The sequence below is a fragment of the Paenibacillus etheri genome (genome assembly GCF_001012825.1).
In the GTDB taxonomy this organism is placed as follows: Bacteria; Bacillota; Bacilli; order Paenibacillales; family Paenibacillaceae; genus Paenibacillus_AQ; species Paenibacillus_AQ etheri.
In genome coordinates, this window is the sequence record NZ_LCZJ02000026.1 from 498,775 (window position 1) to 519,173 (window position 20,399).

15 protein-coding genes are annotated in these 20,399 nt (G+C 42.5%); 7 read left to right on the top strand and 8 right to left on the bottom strand.

The genetic code is table 11. The features are described from left to right. Positions 1–2: 2 nt before the first annotated feature. The 3 genes from UQ64_RS17290 to UQ64_RS17300 are packed head-to-tail and all read right to left on the bottom strand — an operon-like array spanning position 3 to position 3,760. Positions 3–1,028, bottom strand: a complete 1,026-nt coding sequence (locus tag UQ64_RS17290; protein WP_060624803.1) for a carbohydrate-binding family 9-like protein — start codon at positions 1,026–1,028, stop codon at positions 3–5. 29 nt (positions 1,029–1,057) lie between these two features. Continuing rightward, positions 1,058–2,344: an alpha-L-fucosidase gene (locus UQ64_RS17295; RefSeq protein ID WP_060624700.1), complete on the bottom strand. Its 1,287-nt coding sequence runs from the start codon at positions 2,342–2,344 to the stop codon at positions 1,058–1,060. A 27-nt stretch (positions 2,345–2,371) separates the two neighbouring features. Further along, positions 2,372–3,760 carry an alpha-L-fucosidase gene (locus tag UQ64_RS17300; RefSeq protein WP_060624702.1) on the bottom strand — a complete coding sequence of 463 codons (1,389 nt, stop codon included), beginning with the start codon at positions 3,758–3,760 and terminating at the stop codon, positions 2,372–2,374. A 214-nt stretch (positions 3,761–3,974) separates the two neighbouring features. Here UQ64_RS17300 and UQ64_RS17305 point away from each other — a divergent pair, with 214 nt between their 5' ends. After that, entirely contained in the window at positions 3,975–6,236 is a 2,262-nt protein-coding gene (locus UQ64_RS17305) for a helix-turn-helix domain-containing protein (RefSeq protein ID WP_060624704.1), read from the top strand. Between the two features lie 94 nt (positions 6,237–6,330). On the opposite strand, the gene UQ64_RS17310 is transcribed toward UQ64_RS17305, so the two are convergent. The 3 genes from UQ64_RS17310 to UQ64_RS17320 are packed head-to-tail and all read right to left on the bottom strand — an operon-like array spanning position 6,331 to position 9,870. Then, positions 6,331–7,956: an extracellular solute-binding protein gene (locus UQ64_RS17310; protein WP_060624706.1), complete on the bottom strand. Its 1,626-nt coding sequence runs from the start codon at positions 7,954–7,956 to the stop codon at positions 6,331–6,333. Between the two features lie 35 nt (positions 7,957–7,991). Next, on the bottom strand, positions 7,992–8,900 hold the full coding sequence (locus UQ64_RS17315; protein WP_060624708.1) for a carbohydrate ABC transporter permease: 909 nt from the start codon (positions 8,898–8,900) through the stop codon (positions 7,992–7,994). Positions 8,901–8,916: 16 nt separating this feature from the next. Further along, complete coding sequence (locus UQ64_RS17320; RefSeq protein ID WP_156417592.1) at positions 8,917–9,870, bottom strand: ABC transporter permease; 954 nt, start codon at positions 9,868–9,870, stop codon at positions 8,917–8,919. Positions 9,871–10,351: 481 nt separating this feature from the next. On the opposite strand from UQ64_RS17320, the gene UQ64_RS17325 reads away from it, so the two are divergent. The 6 genes from UQ64_RS17325 (at position 10,352) to UQ64_RS17350 (ending at position 18,048) form a co-directional block, all read left to right on the top strand. Further along, positions 10,352–11,302, top strand: coding sequence for an ABC transporter permease (locus UQ64_RS17325; RefSeq protein WP_060624710.1), 951 nt, complete (start codon positions 10,352–10,354; stop codon positions 11,300–11,302). Between the two features lie 11 nt (positions 11,303–11,313). Beyond that, positions 11,314–12,240 carry a carbohydrate ABC transporter permease gene (locus UQ64_RS17330; protein ID WP_060624711.1) on the top strand — a complete coding sequence of 309 codons (927 nt, stop codon included), beginning with the start codon at positions 11,314–11,316 and terminating at the stop codon, positions 12,238–12,240. A 90-nt stretch (positions 12,241–12,330) separates the two neighbouring features. Beyond that, entirely contained in the window at positions 12,331–13,824 is a 1,494-nt protein-coding gene (locus UQ64_RS17335) for an ABC transporter substrate-binding protein (protein WP_060624712.1), read from the top strand. Between the two features lie 181 nt (positions 13,825–14,005). Further along, positions 14,006–15,745: a sensor histidine kinase gene (locus UQ64_RS17340; protein ID WP_156417587.1), complete on the top strand. Its 1,740-nt coding sequence runs from the start codon at positions 14,006–14,008 to the stop codon at positions 15,743–15,745. A gap of 6 nt (positions 15,746–15,751) precedes the next feature. Continuing rightward, entirely contained in the window at positions 15,752–16,513 is a 762-nt protein-coding gene (locus UQ64_RS17345; protein WP_060624713.1) for a response regulator transcription factor, read from the top strand. A 41-nt stretch (positions 16,514–16,554) separates the two neighbouring features. Beyond that, a complete protein-coding gene (locus tag UQ64_RS17350; RefSeq protein ID WP_060624716.1) occupies positions 16,555–18,048 on the top strand; it encodes an ABC transporter substrate-binding protein in 1,494 nt (497 codons plus the stop codon). 77 nt (positions 18,049–18,125) lie between these two features. Here the strand turns inward: UQ64_RS17350 and UQ64_RS17355 are convergent, their stop codons facing one another. Both UQ64_RS17355 and UQ64_RS17360 read right to left on the bottom strand, forming a co-directional pair. Then, positions 18,126–19,616, bottom strand: a complete 1,491-nt coding sequence (locus UQ64_RS17355) for a DHA2 family efflux MFS transporter permease subunit (protein WP_060624720.1) — start codon at positions 19,614–19,616, stop codon at positions 18,126–18,128. Between the two features lie 17 nt (positions 19,617–19,633). Next, on the bottom strand, positions 19,634–20,236 hold the full coding sequence (locus UQ64_RS17360) for a TetR/AcrR family transcriptional regulator (RefSeq protein ID WP_060624725.1): 603 nt from the start codon (positions 20,234–20,236) through the stop codon (positions 19,634–19,636). Positions 20,237–20,399 lie beyond the last annotated feature (163 nt).

The following is a 20,399-nucleotide window of genomic DNA, read 5'->3' on the forward strand; positions in this document are numbered from 1 at the left end:
AATTACTCCTTCCACAGTAAGCCGTCTTCGCGAATATACAGTCGAGCGGTTCCATCGGTTGTTAAGGCTGAGATATGGAATGATTTACTCGTTGTCTCGATGTGAGGCTCAATGCTCCAATCATCTTCACCTCGAAGCAGCTCGAACGTTGTTGCATAATGACCATGCGCTTCGAAATAATTACGTTCACGATAGTACAGCTTGCGGAGCTGCCATTTCACCAGCTCATCCGCAGGCATGTTGAATGACTGCGGGCCTTCAACATCTACGAACATCACATAGCCCCATAGCTCTGGATAGTGCATATTGATGAGGCCCTGCGGTGACCATACCCAGTTATCTTCCGGATAAGGCTTCCCGGTATCCGGGTTCATAACCTTGCGGTACTGACCGTCCACAACCTCAGTCCACCATTCAACACGCGAAAAATTAACACGCCAAAATTCACCAGCATGCGGTGGTCGTCCATTCGCAGCACATTCTTTTAAGCTACTCCATGGCATGGCAACTTCAATTGTCCATTTCCGATTATCAGCTTGCGGGTTGTTTAATTCACCCTCGATATGAACAGCCGTTTTCAGACCTTGAATATCCCACCCATTCACAGGCGGACCGCCGTCCCGGTAAGGCTTCACTAGGAGCAAATCCCAGACGGTATTGAGGGCGTTAATCTCAAACTCGTAATATTGATGTGAATCTCCTGTTGGATCGATGAAAATCTCGAAATCATTATCATAAAAAATAACGGAATCACGCTCTGTCAGCGTTCCCCAGATCTGATCTTCCATCAGCTCTGCACCAAAGTAAAAATACTCTTCATCCCATAGCAGCTTCACACGTGTCTGCTTCGCGGGTAGCGGACGTTGGTCCCCTTCAATATCAACGAAATCATCCGTCCATGTGGCTTGATCCCAGAATGGTTTATCTAGCTTCCCATTTAAGACAAGCGACTCCGTCGCTCGTCTGCATAAATAATACTTAGGCGCATATGCCACAACATGCGGTTCCGGTACTCCACTTCGATTCATCATTGTTGTCCTCTCCCTACGCTCAGCATTTAGTTATGCGTAACAACAGCGCCAGCACCACCGTACATCCTAACCTCTTCATCAAATTCCAGCTTAAGCACGCTTACCTGTTCATGCATATCCTCTGGTGTCATATGAATCCAAGTCGTTCCCGGAATATCGAACCAAGGTACACCACCGTGGATTTCATGGGTCAGCTCTTTGCCCGAATGTAGTACTGTAATTTTCTTGATCGGATTGCATAACCCCTTGAGACAGATATTCTCCTTCGGCGCATCGTAGACGAATAAATACAAGGTCTTCTTATCTGCTGATAAGGTACTCCCGCCAAGATAATAGCGTGTCATAATTCCATCCTGCGTTCCGTAGATTGCCTCCTCGTGTGCACGAATCCAGTCGCCTAGTCCCAGAAGAATGTCCTCTTGTCTTGGATCAATCGTGCCATCCTCCATCGGTCCAATATCCAGCAGCATATTGCCACCCATACTGATACAATCGCAGAACATGCGAATAATTTGGTTCAAGGATTTATATTTATGATCATCATGGACATAGCCCCAAGATGTATTGATGGTCGTACAGAATTCCCAAGCCCCTTCTGGGCGAGTAATGGGAATGCCTTGCTCTGGTGTCTTATAATCGCCATGCCCTTGCAAACGAGAGTTGATAATCACATTTGGAGACAAGGATTTCAAATATTCCTTGAACGCTGGCAAATTCCACTGCTCTGCACTGCGCTCCCAGTCACCATCGAACCATAACAGATCAACTGGACCATAATTCGTAAGCACCTCACCAAGCTGATTATTGTTAAACGTGAGGAATTTCTGCCATGTCTCTTCATCCTGTATGCCATCCACCGGACTTGAGAAACGATTCACCTGACTTAAGTCAGCGGGGACTACACCACTCTCAAATACGGAAGGATAGTCGGGATGAGACCAGTCAATTAAGGAATAATACATGCCTACATGCAGACCACGTTCACGGATCGCATCGGACCATTCTTTTACAATATCGCGCTTGGCTGGTGTCGCCTTCATCACGCTCAAATCACTGTACTGCGTATCGAACAAGGCAACTCCATCATGGTGTTTCGTTGTAAGTACGGAATATTTCGCACCTGATCTCGCAATCATATCTGCCCAGTGCTTCGCATCGAATTTGGACGCTGTAAAGCCATCCAACTGCTTCATATAATCCTCACGCGACATTTTTCCGTTATAAAACGACCATGATTCCGCTACACCTTGTACCGCATAAATCCCATAGTGAATGAAAATTCCTAGCTTTGCGTCCGTAAACCATTGTTGCATTTTCTCTTCCTCCCTTAGTTCAAATCGTTATTTTATTCGAAATACATGTGCAATGGGGGCAATTCCCGTAAGCTCGCTCTCTGGTAAATGGACGATCAACCCTGTTGTTGTGCGTTCGAATGTCAAATTTTCCCGCCCGCCTACAAGATCAATTTGTGTCACAACCTGCTCGAGTGGAATAACAATCACTTCGCTCACCAAATCCTGCTCTTTCGTGTACAAATGAATGGCATAGGTGATATCACCATTCATCGTGAAATGTGTATTTCCAACAGTGTATGGTGCACATACGCGCGTCCCATAAATTGCTTCACCATGGACTTTGAGCCAACCACCCATTCCTTTCATCCGATCCATCGCTGTTGGTGACAATCGGCCATCTGGTTGTGGCGCGACATTAAGTGCCAGGTTACCTCCTTTGGCTACAACTGCAACGAGCAAATGGATTAATTGACGTGTCGTCTTGTAGTGATCCTCATACCGATAAGAGAACGCTGTCCCCATCGTAATACAGCTCTCCCACGGGATATGCATTGGATGCTCAGGCAATGTTTGCTCTGGGGTAACGACATTCTCATAAGGTCCGCCAACAGTGCGGTCTGCACTTAACAGCCATGGCTGATGCTGACGTGCTTTTTCCACCACTTCACCCAGCCGAATATCCTGTGGATTATTTTTATTCTGTGGGCATACCCACCCCGCATCTAACCAGAGCATTTCAATCCGACCATATTTCGTCATCAATTCCATGATCTGATCATGTGTGTATTGTACGAATTGCTCCCATAGCCACGGATAATCTTGTGTTGGATACGAAGGACCTCGATTCATGAAGTCGCCCACTTCCATGCCTGGCGCCCAATACGTTGGTGTGTGCCAATCCGCTTTGGAGAAATAGGCGGAGATCCCAAGTCCCTTTGCCCGAAATGCATCAAATACGTTCTTACAGATATCCGCGTACTTATGTGCATGGAAAGGACAATCCTTACCCGTGATACGATAGTCTGTTGTCTGCGTGTCCCACATACAGAAGCCATCGTGATGCTTAGTTGTGAAGTTCAAATATTTAAAGCCACCTTCTGCCGCAACCTCTGCCCACTTCTCAGGTTGGAAGCGAAGCGGATTAAAGGTTTTATTCAGCCCAAAGTATTGCCGCTTCAGCTCCGCCGAATCCACTCCCCAATCAATATCATCTCGTGACCAATCCCCATCCTTATCACTAAGTGCCCACGATTCAACAAGTCCGAGCTGCGAATACGGTCCCCAGTGCATCATCAAGCCAAGCTTCTGATCCTGAAACCATTCCAGCTGATCTAATAGCTGCGAATCCTCCGGCTTAACGTACTCCTCCTCTGTGCTATAATTGTGTACTCCTTCAACAACAATTTGCTCTTCGACAACATTGGTGTCACTCATTTGCACGACCTCCATGCAGCTTCTATGAGGCTGCGATTCTATTGATTTAATACGATCCAGCAATAAAATAATTTGACATAAAAATAAATTACCATTATAAACATCCTATTATGGAAAATAAATAAGCATTCAAGCGCGCGCTGATCTATATCTTGCTATATTCATAGCTTGATAGGAACATCACCATGATATGCCATGAAAAGGGGGAATCACGTTGAACCATAACTATTTCAAATCGAAATTATTTCTGAAGTTCACCGGTTCGTATCTACTTATCCTTCTTATTCCGCTCGTACTTGTAATCGTTTTCATTTACCGAAATGCTACGGACAATTTGCAAAAGGAGATTGAAAACTCTCACTTTAACCAGCTCACCCAAATTAAAACGGTGGTGGATGGACGCATGGATGATTTAAGAGATATGGCATCACGGATGTCATACGACGATCGTCTCGCTCATTATCGCATACTGGATCCTTATGAGAGCCGTGACGCGATAGCGGCACTAGATAGCTACAAATCTTCCAATTCCATTGTGGAGAATATATTTCTGTACTATCATCATGACCCTAATATTTATTCCAACCATGGCATGTATAGCCTGGATGTATTTCGTAGCTCCTTTCAGTTTGGTAGCTGGAAGAATGATGAGCTTGTGACTGCTTTAAACACGTCCAAATTCCCATCCATTCGACTTACAAACATGCTGAATCAAAATTCATCACTCGAGCAAAACGTATTAACCTATATCCTGCCGATCATTCCAAACAGCTCAGATCCGTATGGTTCTGTCATGTATCTTATTAAAGAGAAAGAGTTAGCACATCTGATCGATTCCGTCTTAGGCAACTATCGAGGATTAACGTATATTTTTGATAATCATGGTCGTGTTTTATCCTATAGCGGCCACGGAGATACGGCTAGTCAACAGGACATCCAACAGTTATCTGAGCTTGCGCCCGGCATTCATAGCCTACCGATAAACAACGAAGAACATTCGGTTATTTCCGTCACATCGGATATCAATGGCTGGTCTTATGTGACATTAATGGCAAGTAATCAATTTTTCAGCAGCGTGCTTAATGTTCGGAGCTTCATCATTATTTTATTCATTGTGATCGCCATTGTAGGAACGGCCATCGCTCTATTATTCGCTCGGATGCAATATCTTCCGATTGCAGAGCTGGTTCGCTTCACGAACAAAAAAACAGATACACCGGCCTCCGGAAATGAGCTCGAGTATATACGAACGACATTGCAGCAGTATAGCTCCAAGATTGATCTACAAGAACCCTATGCACGCAACCATGTTCTCTCCATGCTATTAAAGCACGGTTATGCACAAATGATGACGCCAGAAATATTCGATACCTTTCATCTGCACTTTGACCAAAGTCATCATTTTGTCATGATGATGGGTTGGGATGACTTAGAACAGCAGCACCTTCAGGCACGACAAGAAGTACATCGCAAGCTTGCGTATCTTGAATTTCCAGCGCTTGCTACACAAGTATACGGTGTAGAGCTCCCGCAATTGGATCAGCTCGCACTTATTGTGAGCTTACAGCTCGAAGATGATGAAACGCTCGCTGCACAAATCGTTCACATCGTGGATGCGATCCGTGAATATACGCTAGGTATGATAGATATCTACCCGATGATCGGCGTAGGTAAATGCTATGAGAGTACTCAGCAGCTTAATCAATCCTTTATTGAGGCTTGCTCCGCCTTCGAATTGCGTAAATCGACCGAGCATGGAACCACCGTGTATTTCGAAAAGCTATCCAGTGCCCATGATCAAACGGTGTTACTCCCTAGTAGCGAGCTATTAAAGCTTGCACAAAGCTTGAAGCAGGGCAACTTCGAAGTCGCCAAACAAATCATTCTCACAGCCATCCATGGGCTTGAAAATAAACAACGATCTACCCTGCTGATGCGATGCGTATTGTTCGACCTGCTGAATATCATGCTCAAAGCTGCAGTTGAGTTACAGATGGATAACATGCTGCAGTATGCTCCACCCCATTTCATGAATGGTCCTGTAAACCTTATAGAGCAAAATTTCTGTCGATTAGCTGCACAGATTTGTACACAGGTGGAGCAGACGCATAAAAAAGAAGAACATTCACTCATGGATCATATCGTTGCTTTTATCGACCAGCACTATGTTGATCATTCACTTAGCCTTGAATCTGTTTCTGCTGCGTTTACGATTTCACCTTCCCATCTCAGTCGTTCATTCAAGGATAAGGTCGGCATCAACTTCGTCCAATATATTTGGCAAAAACGATTAGATAAGGTCAAGGAACTGCTCGTAATAACAAGTGATCCGTTAAAAGATATTATCCAGCGTGTCGGCTACCTCGACACACCGAACTTTATTCGAAAGTTCAAGAAGGAAACCGGATATACACCGGGCCAGTATCGTCAGATGCATAGTAATCATCCCAATACTGAGCCTAACGATACCGTATAATCCTTCCTCTCTTAGGGTTCATCGTAACTTCCCGGTCATGCCTAGCATGACCGGGAAGTTTTTTCAAAATATGAGAATGTATAAGCTTCACAAATTATTTGCTAGCAGCCCAAGTATCGTATGCTTGTTGGTACGTCGATACGAGCTTCTCATACCCCATTTTTTTCATTTGTGCGATATATTTATCCCAATTGGATAATGGCTCTGCGCCTGTAACGAATTTCGCTTCCATTTCCTTCACGTATTTATCCAAATCGGAACGGAGTGTTTTGATTTCCGTCTGTTGGTCTACCGTCAGGAATACCGATGGGAAGGGAGCCTTTGCAATAGGTGTAAGCTTGGTAGCTGTTTCTTTGTCAATCCAGTCATCAAAGCTAGTACGAAGACCTAGAACATAGCTGTTCTCATAGGAACCTGGTGTATTAATCCCGTAGTTTGGCGTAATTGTACCGCGGTATTCTTCACGATCCGTACCATCTGGAACTGGCAGCCATTCTTTCTCGCCTGTTGCTTTATCTTTGTATTTAAATAACGTACCTTCAGGTCCATACGCCCAGAAGGAATACCCTTCTTCGCTAAATTGATAATCAATCCAGCGCATACTCGCTTCCGGGTTCGGGTTCGTGTTTGAAATCGCGAAACCGCCAATGGTGTTAATACCAGGGTGCTTGCCGTATACAGGTGTTCCAGCAATATCACTAGATACAGGCTGCATCATCGGGTTATCTTCACTCGGTTCACCACCAAGCGTGAAGTATGGGAAATAATCTGAGAATAAGGCCACTTGATTGTTTTTCCCTTTTGCTTTTTTCTGCTCATCGGTTTGAGAGAATGTTTCATGATCCAGCAAATTCTCGTTCCATAAGCGATTCAGGAAGGTTAAATATTCTTTGTAGGCTGGTTCAGCTTGTGGAAAGTGTACTTTGTTCTCCTTATCTACGTAGATATCCTCGTTATACATCCCCCAGAATCCGAGGAAGAACATCCGTAAATCATCTAATTTCACAGAGGATAGAGGAACCTCATCGTCCTTACCATTTCCGTTCGCATCTTCCTCTTTAACCTTCTTCAAATAGTTGTATAGCTCTTCTGTTGTCTGCGGTAATTTGTTCTCCAAGCCGAACTTCTTCAAGAACTTGCCGTTATACCACATCGGTCCTCGATACCATACCGCAGATGGCTGAATATTGCGTAGTGCATAGATATGTCCATCTGGTGTTGTCATTGATTTGCGAATATCAGGATTTGCATCGAGTATTTTTTTTAAATTAGGTGCGTAGCCCTCATCAATGTATTTTTCTAAAGGCAGCAACAATCCCTGACTTCCGTAAGTAACTTGATCCGATCCTTTTAGATCCGCCGCATAGAAAATATCGGGAAGCGTACCGCTTGCAAATACCAAATTCTTTTTCGTCTCAAAGCTGTCTTGTGGGGCGTTTTGAATCTTTAACTTAATGTTCGTCATCTTCTCGTATTCCTGAATAACAGGCATCTTGTTCCAATCCTGACGCCCTACATCCGGTGCCATAATGGATAGCTCAATCGGTTTATCCACGATAGGAAAGCCCGTCTTATGAACCTCTGTGGCTGTGGCTGTGGCTGTGTCTGAGCCTTCTGTGCTTGCTGTCCCCTTATCGCTACTTGATCCACATGCAGTAAGAATAGACATTGACATGGAAAGAACTAACAACATGAGTCCAGCTTTACGATAAATCGTCATACAAAAACCTCCCCTTTGTTATTTGTATCTTAAGATCAACCCTTAACAGAGCCAATCATGACACCTTGCACGAAATAACGTTGTAAGAATGGATAGACAACAATAATCGGAAGCGTAGATACGATAATGACCCCATACTTGACAAGTGAAGCAATTTCTGCCTTGTTGTTCTGGGCTGCAGCAGCTGTCGCATCGATAATGCCACCTACTTGAGATTGCATTTCCTGAAGCACGAGAATCTGACGAAGCACAAGCTGCAATGGATACTTCGCATCATCATTCAGGTAGATCATGGCACCGAAGTAGCTGTTCCAATGCCCTACCCCGTAGAATAAGGCCATAACCGCGATAATTGGCATCGATAACGGGAGAACAATCCGCAGGAATAAGCGAATATTCGTCGCACCATCGATTTGAGCCGCATCTTGAAGCTCAGCTGGAATGGAGTTCGCGAAGAAGGTACGAGAGACAATAATATTCCAGATTGACGCTGCGCCAGGAAGTACAAGTGCCCACATCGTGTTGACCATGCCTAGCCCTTTTACTAACATGTATGTAGGGACAAGACCCCCTCCAATGAACATCGTTACCATGAACATCCCCATGAAAAACCCACGGCCTACAAAGTCCTTACGACTGAGTGCATATGCCGCTGGCATCGTAACGACCAAGTTAATCGTTGTGCCTAGCAATGTATACAAAATCGTATTTCCATACCCCGTCCAAATCTTCGAGTTCTGAAATACAATTTCATACCCCTTAAAGGTAATACCTTTTGGAAGAAGCCACATTTCACCGGAAGCAACCATCTTCGGATCACTGATGGATGCGCTAATAATGTATAAGATGGGATATGCGACTAACAACAATGCAATTGCCACATACGTATAGGTGCAAATTAGAAATATTCGATCTCGCTTAGATAGCTTTATACCTGATACCATAAATTCCAACCTCCTTCTACCATAGACTGTTCTCGCTCGTACGGCGGACAATTTGATTCACCGTAATAAGCAGGATGCAATTGACAATGGAGTTAAATAAACCAACAGCTGTTGAGAAGCTATATTGCGCATCGACAAGACCAGATCGATAGACAAAGGTTGAAATCACGTCAGAGCTTGACATATTCAATGAATTTTGCAGAAGTAATATTTTCTCAAAACCTACACTTAACAAGCCACCCATATTCAGAATTAATAGAATGGTCATGGTCGGTATAAGCGTTGGAATATTGATGTGGCGAACACGCTGGAAGCGAGAGGCTCCGTCGATAATTGCCGCTTCATGCAATCCTGGGTCTACACCCGAGAGTGCCGCCAAATAAATAATCGTCCCCCACCCCGCACTCTGCCACACGCCTGAGAATACATACATCGTCTTAAACCAACCAGGGCTTGTCAGAAACTGCGGTGCACTAAAGCCTAAGCCTTCAATGGCATGAATAATCATTCCGTTCGATGGAGACAAGAAGGTAATAATCATCCCCGCCATAACAACGACAGAAATGAAATGAGGAGCATAAGTAACGGTCTGAACAAGTCGCTTGAAGAAGCCATCCTTCACTTCGTTAAACGCAAGCGCCAGAATAATTGGGATTGGGAATCCAATGGCTAATTCATACAAGCTAATGCTAAGCGTGTTCCACAGCAAATCCCAGAAATAATACGAGTTAAAAAATCGAATGAAATGATCAAAGCCTACCCACTCACTGCCAAAATAGCCTTTAGACGGAATGTAGTTCTTAAAAGCAATCTGAATCCCATACATCGGTCCATAGCTGAAAATGAGGAAGTAAAAGAATGCGGGTGCGATAAAAATGTAAAGCTCCCAATTCTGCCTGATCTTCTTCCATGTTTGGCCCTTAAACTTGCGCTTTACATTTTTGTGCGAATTTATAGTTCGCAAATGCATCTTTTCCGTTTCCTGCATCGTGACATCCCCTCCTAGTAGTAATGATGAGAGCACTCTGATAAAAGAGTGAACATCACATTTGAATCTGCCCATATGTTGTTAGCGCTTACATTTACAATATAAAGAATCAAGCGAATCGTAAATATGTCATTCTCGCTTATCAAGAATTTCGTGTTGTACAGCGGGATGATATACGTTTCACCGCTATGTTGATGTTCTAGAAGTGTGTCATTCTTGCGCTTTTCGCCCGTAATTCCGCTCAATTACAATACCAACGCTGCTCATCGAGGCAATGTGTTTAAATCTCCATAGCATATGTTTTTTTTGCGCTTTATGAGGGAATTCATCCTGAATCTAACGTTTGTTGACTGAAGAATCATGTTTCTTAACTGGATGCACCTCACACTACTTTAATAAAATTAAATCAGGGAAAGCGGTTACAAAGAACAGCAGGTATGAAACACATGAAGGAGCGGATGACATGAGCACGAAACTTGAACAGCGCAAAATCAGAAAGCGCATACAGTGGCGAAAGCAAGATACCGAGTTAACTCTGCTCGCCTTGCCGACATTGATCTGGTATATCTTGTTTTCTTTCTTACCGATGTTCGGTATGATTATCGCTTTTAAAAATTTCAAAATCAGCGGTAACTTTATTAGTAACGTACTAGAAAGTCCGTGGGTCGGCCTCAAGAACTTTGAATTCTTATTCAAATCAAATGATGCCTGGATCATTCTTCGCAACACGATAGGATATAACATTATCTTCATTATTCTTGGCATCGTGTTGCCAGTAATGTTCGCGATTATGATCAGCTTGCTGCATAGCCGCAAAGCAGGCAAGGTTTATCAGACTATGATGTTTCTGCCCTACTTCCTTTCCTGGGTAGTCGTCTCTGCTGTAGGCTGGGCATTCTTCAGCTTCGATAAAGGAATTCTCAATCAATTTCTTGTGGGTATCGGACAAGAGCCTATGAATTGGTATATGGAACCACAATATTGGCCTTACATTCTTATCTTTTTAAACATCTGGAAGAGTATTGGTTATGGCATGATCATCTACCTGGCAACCATCACGGGGATCGATAGCACCTACTATGAGGCTGCAGTAATTGACGGAGCTTCCATCTGGCAGCAGACACGCTTCATTACCTTGCCCATGTTAAAGCTAGTCATTGTCATGATGTTCATCCTGGCAGTAGGTCGAATATTCTACACAGATTTCGGACTATTCTATCAGGTCACACGCGACTCAAACTCCCTGTACAATGTGACCACTACTATAGACGTGTTGGTATTTAAACAACTAAAAACTGCCACTGTAGGAATGGCATCGGCTGCCGCTTTCGTCCAATCCGTTCTAGGCTGTATTACAATTCTGAGTGCTAACTGGATCGTAAAAAAAATCGATTCCGATAGTGCAATGATTTAGGAGGTGAGACTATGGCAAAGAGAACCTATCAATCAGGCTTAGAGAAATTCAACCGCACAAGTAAAAGCGTAAATGCTTTGTTTACCCTAATTTTTACGCTGCTGGCAATTGCCTGCGTCGTGCCTGTAATCGTTGTGTTATCCATATCGCTTACCGATGAATCCTATATTCGTGAAACGGGATACAGCATTCTCCCAACAGCTCTATCCGCAGATGCATACGCTTATATCGCCAAACAAGGAACGATGATCTTACGCGCTCTAGGTGTATCCGTACTTGTAACTGCCGTTGGTACTGTACTTGGTGTACTGCTCACCACAACGATGGGATATGTCATTTCACGTCCAGCTTACAAGCTCAAGAACTTTCTCACTTGGGTCGTATTTATCCCGATGGTATTTAACGGAGGTCTTGTATCCAGTTACTTTATCAACACAAATTTCTTGGGATTGAAGAATACGATTTGGGCGCTCATCCTGCCGCTCGCAGTATCGTCCTTTAACGTTATTATTTGTAAAACCTTTTTCAAGAGCACGATCCCTGATGGCCTGATCGAATCTGCTGAAATTGATGGGGCTAGTCAGTTACGTACCTTTACCTCAATTATCCTGCCAATTTCATTGCCGGTTCTAGCTACGATTGGACTGTTCCTCTGCTTCGGTTATTGGAACGACTGGTTTCAATCGATGCTATATATCGATAACCAGAATCTCTATTCGTTACAAGCGTTGCTTAACAGCTTAATGACCAATGCCGATGCGCTTGCCCGAAACTCAATAAGCATGGGTGTAAGCTTCGCAGAGCTTGTCGCAACAATGCCCAAAGAATCTGCCCGTATGGCTGTTGCTATTCTTATCGTCTTGCCTGTTGCCTGCGCATATCCTTTCTTCCAGAGATACTTTATCAGCGGCCTTACCATTGGCGCAGTCAAAGGCTAGTTCCGAAGTAAGTCAAGCAAAGCTTGGTTTATGATATAACCGTACTTTTGATACGGTACAATCCATCATTCCACACTAGGAGGAGTTAAAATGAAGAACACCCTCAAGTTTGCCTCAACAATGTGTATTCTCGCATTAATGTTGTCTCTACTCGCTGCATGTGGCAGCTCGAAGCCAGCGTCCACAGCAACCAATGGAAACGAGAGTGGCACAACTGCTACTGATGCACCAACCAACAAGGAAATTCCTACATTGGTATGGTGGCAGATCGGCGGACAGGTTCCTGAGAACTTTAGTAAAGCGGTTGAGCAAATGAACGAATACACCGCTGAGAAAATCGGTGTCAAAGTGGATATCAAGGTGGCTAGCTGGGGCGAGTGGGATACAAAAATCAACACAATCGTGAATACAGGTGAACCATTTGATATGATGTTTACCAACAACACAAAGTATAGTAAGCAAGTTACTATGGGAGCGTTCGCTGACATTACGGATCTGGTACAAAGCGAAGCCCCTGAACTTTTCAAGCTCATCCCTAGCAAAGTATGGGATGGTGTTAAAATAGGTGGCAAAACTTTCGCTGTTCCAACGTATAAGGATTCTTCATTAACTCAATATTGGGTATTCGACGACAAGCTTGTCCAAAAGTATAATATCGATTATCAAAACATTAAAACGATGCAGGATTTAGATAAGCCATTTCATGATATGAAAGCTGGGGAAGGCAAAAGCTTCTACCCGTTGTCGTTGATCCAAAGCGAAGGCTTCTTAGGACTTCTAAATAATTATGATGATATGACATTAGGTTTCCATCCTATTGGCGTAAAAGTTGATGATGCTTCCCGTAAAGTGGTTTCAGTGTTTGAACAACCGGAAGTTATGACCGACTTAAAGCTGCTGCATCAGTGGTACAAAGATGGTATTGTCAACCCGGATGCACCAACCAAAACTGAAGGTGATAAATACAGACCATTCTTCTCTGCACAAGCCTTCCCTGGTGCAGAAGCTGGCTGGCAAATCACCGCAGGGATTGACAAGTACGACATGACTCAAGTTTTTGGCCCGCTCTATACCACAAGTACAATTCAAGGCTCGATGAATGTAATCTCAGCAAATTCCAAATACAAAGCGGAAGCTTTGAAATATCTGCAACTAGTGAATACAGATCCCAAATTACGTAATATGCTTGCATTTGGTGAATTAGGAGTTGACTATAAGAACATTGACGGAGAGAAATCAGTCGAACGTATCAGCGATACATGGCCTTTAGCAGCGTACTCACAAGGTACTTTCTTCAATCTTGCGGTCACGAACGGAGCTCCTCTAGATCAGTGGGAACAAGTGAAGAAATTGAACGAACAAGCGGCGTCCTCCAGCGTATTGGGCTTCGCACTTGATATTAGCGAAATGCAGACAGAGGTTGCTAACTGCCAGGCTGTATATGATAAGTATAGATATGAATTGCTCACAGGCGCTTCAGATCCTGAGAAGGTAATCCCTAAATTGCTGTCTGAGCTAAAAAATGCCGGAATGGACAAAATCATGCAAGTAGCTCAAGAACAAATCAACAATTACTTTAAATAAACCTTATTTCACATGGTATATCAGCGCTGATATACCATGTGTTTCCCTTTAATCCACTAAAATTCATTTGAACTAATGTTACACTTCATATATATTTACAGTGAATTATAAGCGCTCTCAACCATAGCAACGAGAGACTTATTCCTCTATTTTATGTGTCTGACCTTAGGGGGCATTACGAATGAAGTTTTGGAGGAGTTCTTTTTTTCACATTAAAATATATCGCAATAAATTTAGGGCTTACCTTATCTTCATTTTAGCCATTGGGTTAACACTGGGCACTATGACCAGCGCGATCCTTGTTAATCAATGGATTGGTGACGCGCGGATTGAAGCTGCGAATGCCTTTTCCCGCATTGAAAACAACTTTCAGAATGATGCCGATCGGATTGAAGCTTACATGCAAAGATTGTATTTTAATCATGATCTGATGAAAGACGTCCGTTATTTCATGAGCCCTTCCGTTGAAAGGTATCTGACTAAAAGACTGGAGAATAGTCCCTATTCATCACAATCACTTCTCTCTTTTCCTGAGGATATTAAAACATATCTATACAGCTGGGCACAGGGAGACATTACTCAGATCAGCGTTCATACCAAGGATTACGGAAATGTTATCCATTTTAATAGTTTTGGCATTCCTAGCTTCCAGTTTGGCGTTCCAAATACTGACGAAATCTTCGATGAAAGTATACAGAAGGGCTTCGTCTCTCGCAAAAAACTAAATCAAAGTGCTACGGAAGCAGGGGAAATCCGCTTTCAGATCAGCAGCAAGCGAATATTCAGTATCGCAAATAATTATCAACTCGGTAATGCGGCTGTAATCAACTCTACCGGGGAGATATTCATTATTGGTAGTAACAATGAATCCATGACAAAAGAAATCACCCAACAAGCGGTTGTGAATAATAAAAACCATGGCTTTATCGTAAATAAAGGATATATTCCTATTTTCTTTGTTACTTTTTCATCTACCAAATACAATTATCAATTTGTTAGTACCGTAGACTTGGCTGCACTTATACGCCAGCACAGCACGGTTTTGCTCAATATATTTGTGATCGTCTTTACCGCTATGATCTGTGTACTGCTGCTCGTAGTCTACAATCTTCGTGATGATTCAAGATTTCTACACCGTATTATACAATCAATCAAACGTGCGAAAACTGCTGACTTCACTCCCAATAAACCTGCACGTTATCGTATGAATGAATATGGTATGATTGCACGAGAAGTCGACGATATGATACACCAATTAGACAAATATATTCGGAATGAATACTTGCTAAAGTTAAAACAGCAGGAAGCAGAAATGAAAGCGCTCCAGCATCAAATCAATCCTCATTTTCTTTATAATACCTTGGAGGTCATTCGGTCTACTGCATTAGTTCATCAGAATGAGCCTACCGCAGATGCGATTGCAACCTTAGGAGCGTTGTATCGAGAAATTGTTAAGAAAGAAAATATCATTTCAATAGGTAGCGAACTCGAGTTGTTACGAAAATACCTGCAAATTATGGAGTTTAAATATCCTGAGCACTTTTTTTATCAAATCGATGTTGAAGAGTCAATTTTAGCGCTCCCTACTGTGAAGTTCTGGATGCAGCCCTTGGCAGAAAATTTCTTTGTCCATGGGTTTAATATTAATAAAGAATTTAATTTATTTATCGTGTCAGGCTGGGAAGATGAGGACTACTATAGACTGGATTTCATTGATAATGGAGTACGAATTGACGAAGAACGGCTAACTGTCATCAGGCGAATTCTTTCGAGTAATAATGACCATACCACCACAAGCATTGGATTATATAATGTCTATGCCCGATTACAATTTTTTTATCAAGAGAATTTCTCGATTAGCATTGAAAACAATGATGAAGCTGGTGTCAAAATCTCTGTACAGATTTCTAAAAAGAGGTGATTAGATATGTACAAACTTTTGATTGTGGATGATGAACCTCAGATTTTGGAAGGTATGAAACGTATTCTGGATTGGGAGCACTACGGATTCAAACAAATAGAAACAAGTGACTCCACTGAAGATGCCGTGTTTAAAGCCGTAGATTTAATTCCTGACGTAGCTATTATCGATGTGTGTATCGGCAAAAATCTAGGGTATGATGCTATCCACAAGTTAAATGAAGTGAACCTTCCAACCAAATATATTATTATTAGCGGCTATAGTGACTTTCAATATGCCCAGCAAGCCATTCGTTGCGGAGTCAAGGATTACCTATTAAAACCTGTGGATCGAATCAAGCTGCAGGAGGTCATTGAAAAAATAATTATCGAGGACTTACATGGCACGATTAGAGATGTGAATGCTGACACCATGAGTATTGATCCTGTACTGGGAATACATTACGATGCCTTATCCAAGCTGGTCAATCGTATTTTAATTATGATTAAAACAGAATTTGCTCATAATATTTCATTAAAATCCGTTGCAGACCGGTTTCAAATGAACAGCACCTATCTTGGACAACTCTTCATTAAAGAAACAAGTATGAAGTTCTCAGAGTATCTTATGAGCTATCGGATGTATCGTGCACAAGAGCTCATCCAAACGACAAATGAGAAAATACACTGGATTGCCCTTTCTGTTGGTTACAACAACCTGAACTATTTTTATACACAATTTCAAAATCATTTTGGTACATCTCCCTCAAGTTTACGGATGAAAAGTTAAGGCTAGATATATATCGCAAAGTGATTTAGGGGGCCGGGGTCATGAATAGATATAGCTGCTTCATCTGTGGCATTATTCTGCTGTTCATTACAATGTTAACTGGCTGCACCAAGCAGAATTTGAACGCTACTAGCTTTAATGCAGAACCCACTGTAAATCTGATCTATTATACAATCGGTGATCCAGATAAGGATCTTGCCCTTGTTAACGACAAAATTAACGAAATATTAATGAAGAAAATCGGAATTACCATAACCTACAATAAAATTGGTTGGCAGGAATATGATGATCGCATGAATACAATGATCTCCTCTGACAGCCCTTTTGATATTGCTTTTGCGCCGGATTATGCTAAATATGCCAAACGTGGGGTATGGCTGAAGTTAGATGACTATTTCATGAATCTAGCCAAAGAAATGTACCTTACAATAGACCCCATCTTTTGGAAGGGTGCTGAGATGGATGACGGGTTCATCTACGGTGTCCCCACCAACAAAGAATTGGCTGTGCGCGAGCATTGGATGTATCCTGATTCTCTGGTAAAAAAATACAATATCGAAGTTAACCAATATAACACACTGGAATCGCTTGAACCGCTGCTTCGCATGATACAAAAAAATGAACCCGAATATTTGCCTATGGAGCTTGATCGAGACTCACACAATTTTTTTGCTATGTACGGCTACGAATATATAGGGGATAACAGGCTCCCATTAATGATCCAATCCCTGGATCCTGATGCTCCCGTGGCGAATATCTTCGAAACCCGTGAAGCCAAGCATATATTAGATACGCTAAGACGTTATTACCAATTAGGGTTCATTAATCAAGATGCCGCCTTGCGAGAACCAGGAGCACTAAGACGTGGTATAAAGGTATTCTGGGAATCTGGTAGTGGGGGTCCACTCTCTGAGAGCGTCTGGAGTAACGATCTGGGGTATAAGATTGTAACAAATCCGGTAACTCCGGAGGTTGCAACCACGGAATCCGTGCGTGGAGGCATGATCGTCGTGAAAGCAAATACGAAACATCCTGTGGAGAGCATCAAATTTCTAAACCTGTTGAATACTGATCCTGAACTGCGTAACTTATTTAATTATGGCATTGAAGGAATTCATTATACGCTGGATCAAAAGGGTCAAGTTGTCCTAAAGTCGACAAAAGACAGTCAAGGAAATCCGCTCCCCAATGCGAGCGGTGGCTACACTGGCATACAATACACTCAAGGAAACTGGTTTATCTTAAATACATTAGGTGGTAACTACCCAGATCCACTAAATAAATGGGACCAATTCCGCACCTACAACTCCAAGGTTCTGGAGTCCCAAGTGCTGGGCTTTACTCCTGATCTGTCAGAGGTCAGTGAGCAAATTGATAACATTGAGATTGTCTGGCGCAAATATTATCCAAGTCTCATGACAGGTAGTGTCGATGTCGATACCATTCTCCCCAAATTCAACCATGAGCTTCATGAAGCAGGTATTGATAAAGTACGTACGGAAATCCAGGAGCAATTGGATCGTTGGCGGGAATAGGAAAGCACTATAAAGAAAAGCCCCTCCAAGAGAGACACTTTAGATAAAGTGACCTTCTTGGTGGGGCTTTTATAAGACTAGTGACCCATCATCATCGCTGGATCTACCTCTTCACCACTATTTTCAACTTGTTGTATCTTCGGCTTACGAAGGATGAGTGACATAGCAATACCAACACATACGATACAAGCGGTCAGGAGAAAGGTATCTCCAAAGCCAGCTACTAAAGCGGTCTGCGGATTTCCTGTCTTTCCGATTGTAGCCATGTGAGTATTTGTATGAGAGGTCAGATAAGCTGTAAGACCTGTTACTGCGAACGAAACGACAACCTGTTGAGCCGCTGAAGTCAACGGTGTCACACGGCTAACCAAATGACGTGGTGCTGAATTTAATACATGTGTATTAAGAGGCATCATGGTTGACCCCATACCTAACCCCATCACACAAACCGCAACAATAACCATCCAAATCGGTGTATCCACGGTTACCGTCGAGAGAATAAACATCGCGGTGGCGATAACACTCAACCCACAGAACGCTAATGGACGAGCTCCAATTTTATCAAACAATCTACCACTAATCGGCATCATAAGACCGGCGCATAACGCTTGCGGCATCACGATCCAACCGGTATGAAGTGCGGTATAACCTTTAATATTCTGTAAATACAAAGGAATCATCAGCGTAGCTCCGAATAATGCCATCTGTACGATCCAAGTAAGAATAATACCGCGAGTGAAATCAGATGATTTAAACACCTTCAGTTCAAGCAAAGGATACTTCTGTCTAAGCTCCACCACAATGAACAATATTAATGCGATACCACCGATTGTTAAGCCTGTAATAGCACCTGTTGAAGACCAATCTGTTCCCCCTTCGCTCACACCATAAGCAAGCATAGCGAACGCGACCGGTGCAAGACACATCCCGAGAATATCAAGATGAGTTGACTTCTGGGGTTCAGTCTTTGGTAAGTATTTCTTACCTAAAATGAAGGCTACAATACCAATTGGCAAATTGATAATGAAGATCCAGTGCCAACTTACATAATCAACAAGATAACCGGATATTACAGGACCAAAAGCTGGCGCCATCAGCATTGGAATTCCAAGAACACCCATAATAGAGCCTCGACGTTCAGGTGGAGCTAATTTGAATACCATTGCCATCCCGATCGGTGCAACCATACCACCGCCTAGACCTTGAATAATACGGAAAATAATCAGTTGTTCAGGTGATTGTGCTAAGCCGCATAGAACAGATCCTAATGTAAATAGCACAATCGTTACAAGGAAAATACGCTTTGATCCAAATTTATCGGTCATCCAACCGGCAAGTGGGATTACTGCGGATAGTGCCAATGTGTAACCCGTTATCGCCCATTGAATCGTCTTTAGATCAGTATTGAAATATTCCACTAATTTAGGAACTGCATTGTTAACAACTGTACTGTCCAGAATAACCATAATCATACCGACGATAATTGCAAGCAAAGGCGGCAGAATAGCTTTTAGCGAGAACGTGTCGCCTTCCTGCGTAAGGGGTTTTGTTGCAGCATTTGAAGTCATTGTGATACCTCATCTTTCTAAATTTTGACTAAATATTTATGAAAATATTGCTCGAAGAACAAATCGATACTTTCCTCAATCGATATAGGAATATCGAGTAGAGACGATTGCATGCAGTTGTTCGGCTGACATTTAGTAACAGGATTAACTTTCGTGAACGGTGACATAATGGCAGCAAACATATGCTGTGTCATCAACAATACGGTCTTTCGATCTGTTACACCTGTCACTTCTGTCATGACTTCACTTAATTTTTCGAACCCTTGTTGTTTCATAAAATGTACATATTCGGCTACTGATTCAAACAGTGGATCATGGCCAAGAATTCGCTTGAGCAAATCAGGATAGTCTTTAAGAAATGAGGCGTACGTCAAAATAAATTGTTTCAGTCGCACGATTGGCGGATATCCCACAACATCAAATATTTCAAACGCCGAGCGGAATGTTTCCAGGATCATCTTCATTGCTTCATGCATAAGCTTTTCTTTCGACCCGAAATAATAATTAATTAGCGCTACATTGGTACCAGCCTCACTAGCAATCTTACGGATAGTGACACTATCAATCCCTTCGGATTTAATTAAATGCAGCGTTGCGTCCAAAATCTTCTCCTTCGTCATAGAACTCTCCTTAACTTGACATACAATTAAACAACGTTTAAAACATTGATTAATATACCTTGAAAACTAAATATGCGTCAATGGAAATTCCAGAAAATCTCTTCATCGTTTTCAATGCAGAGGGAATTTTGCGCTTAAGTGCTTAATTTCGGAGAACAAAAAT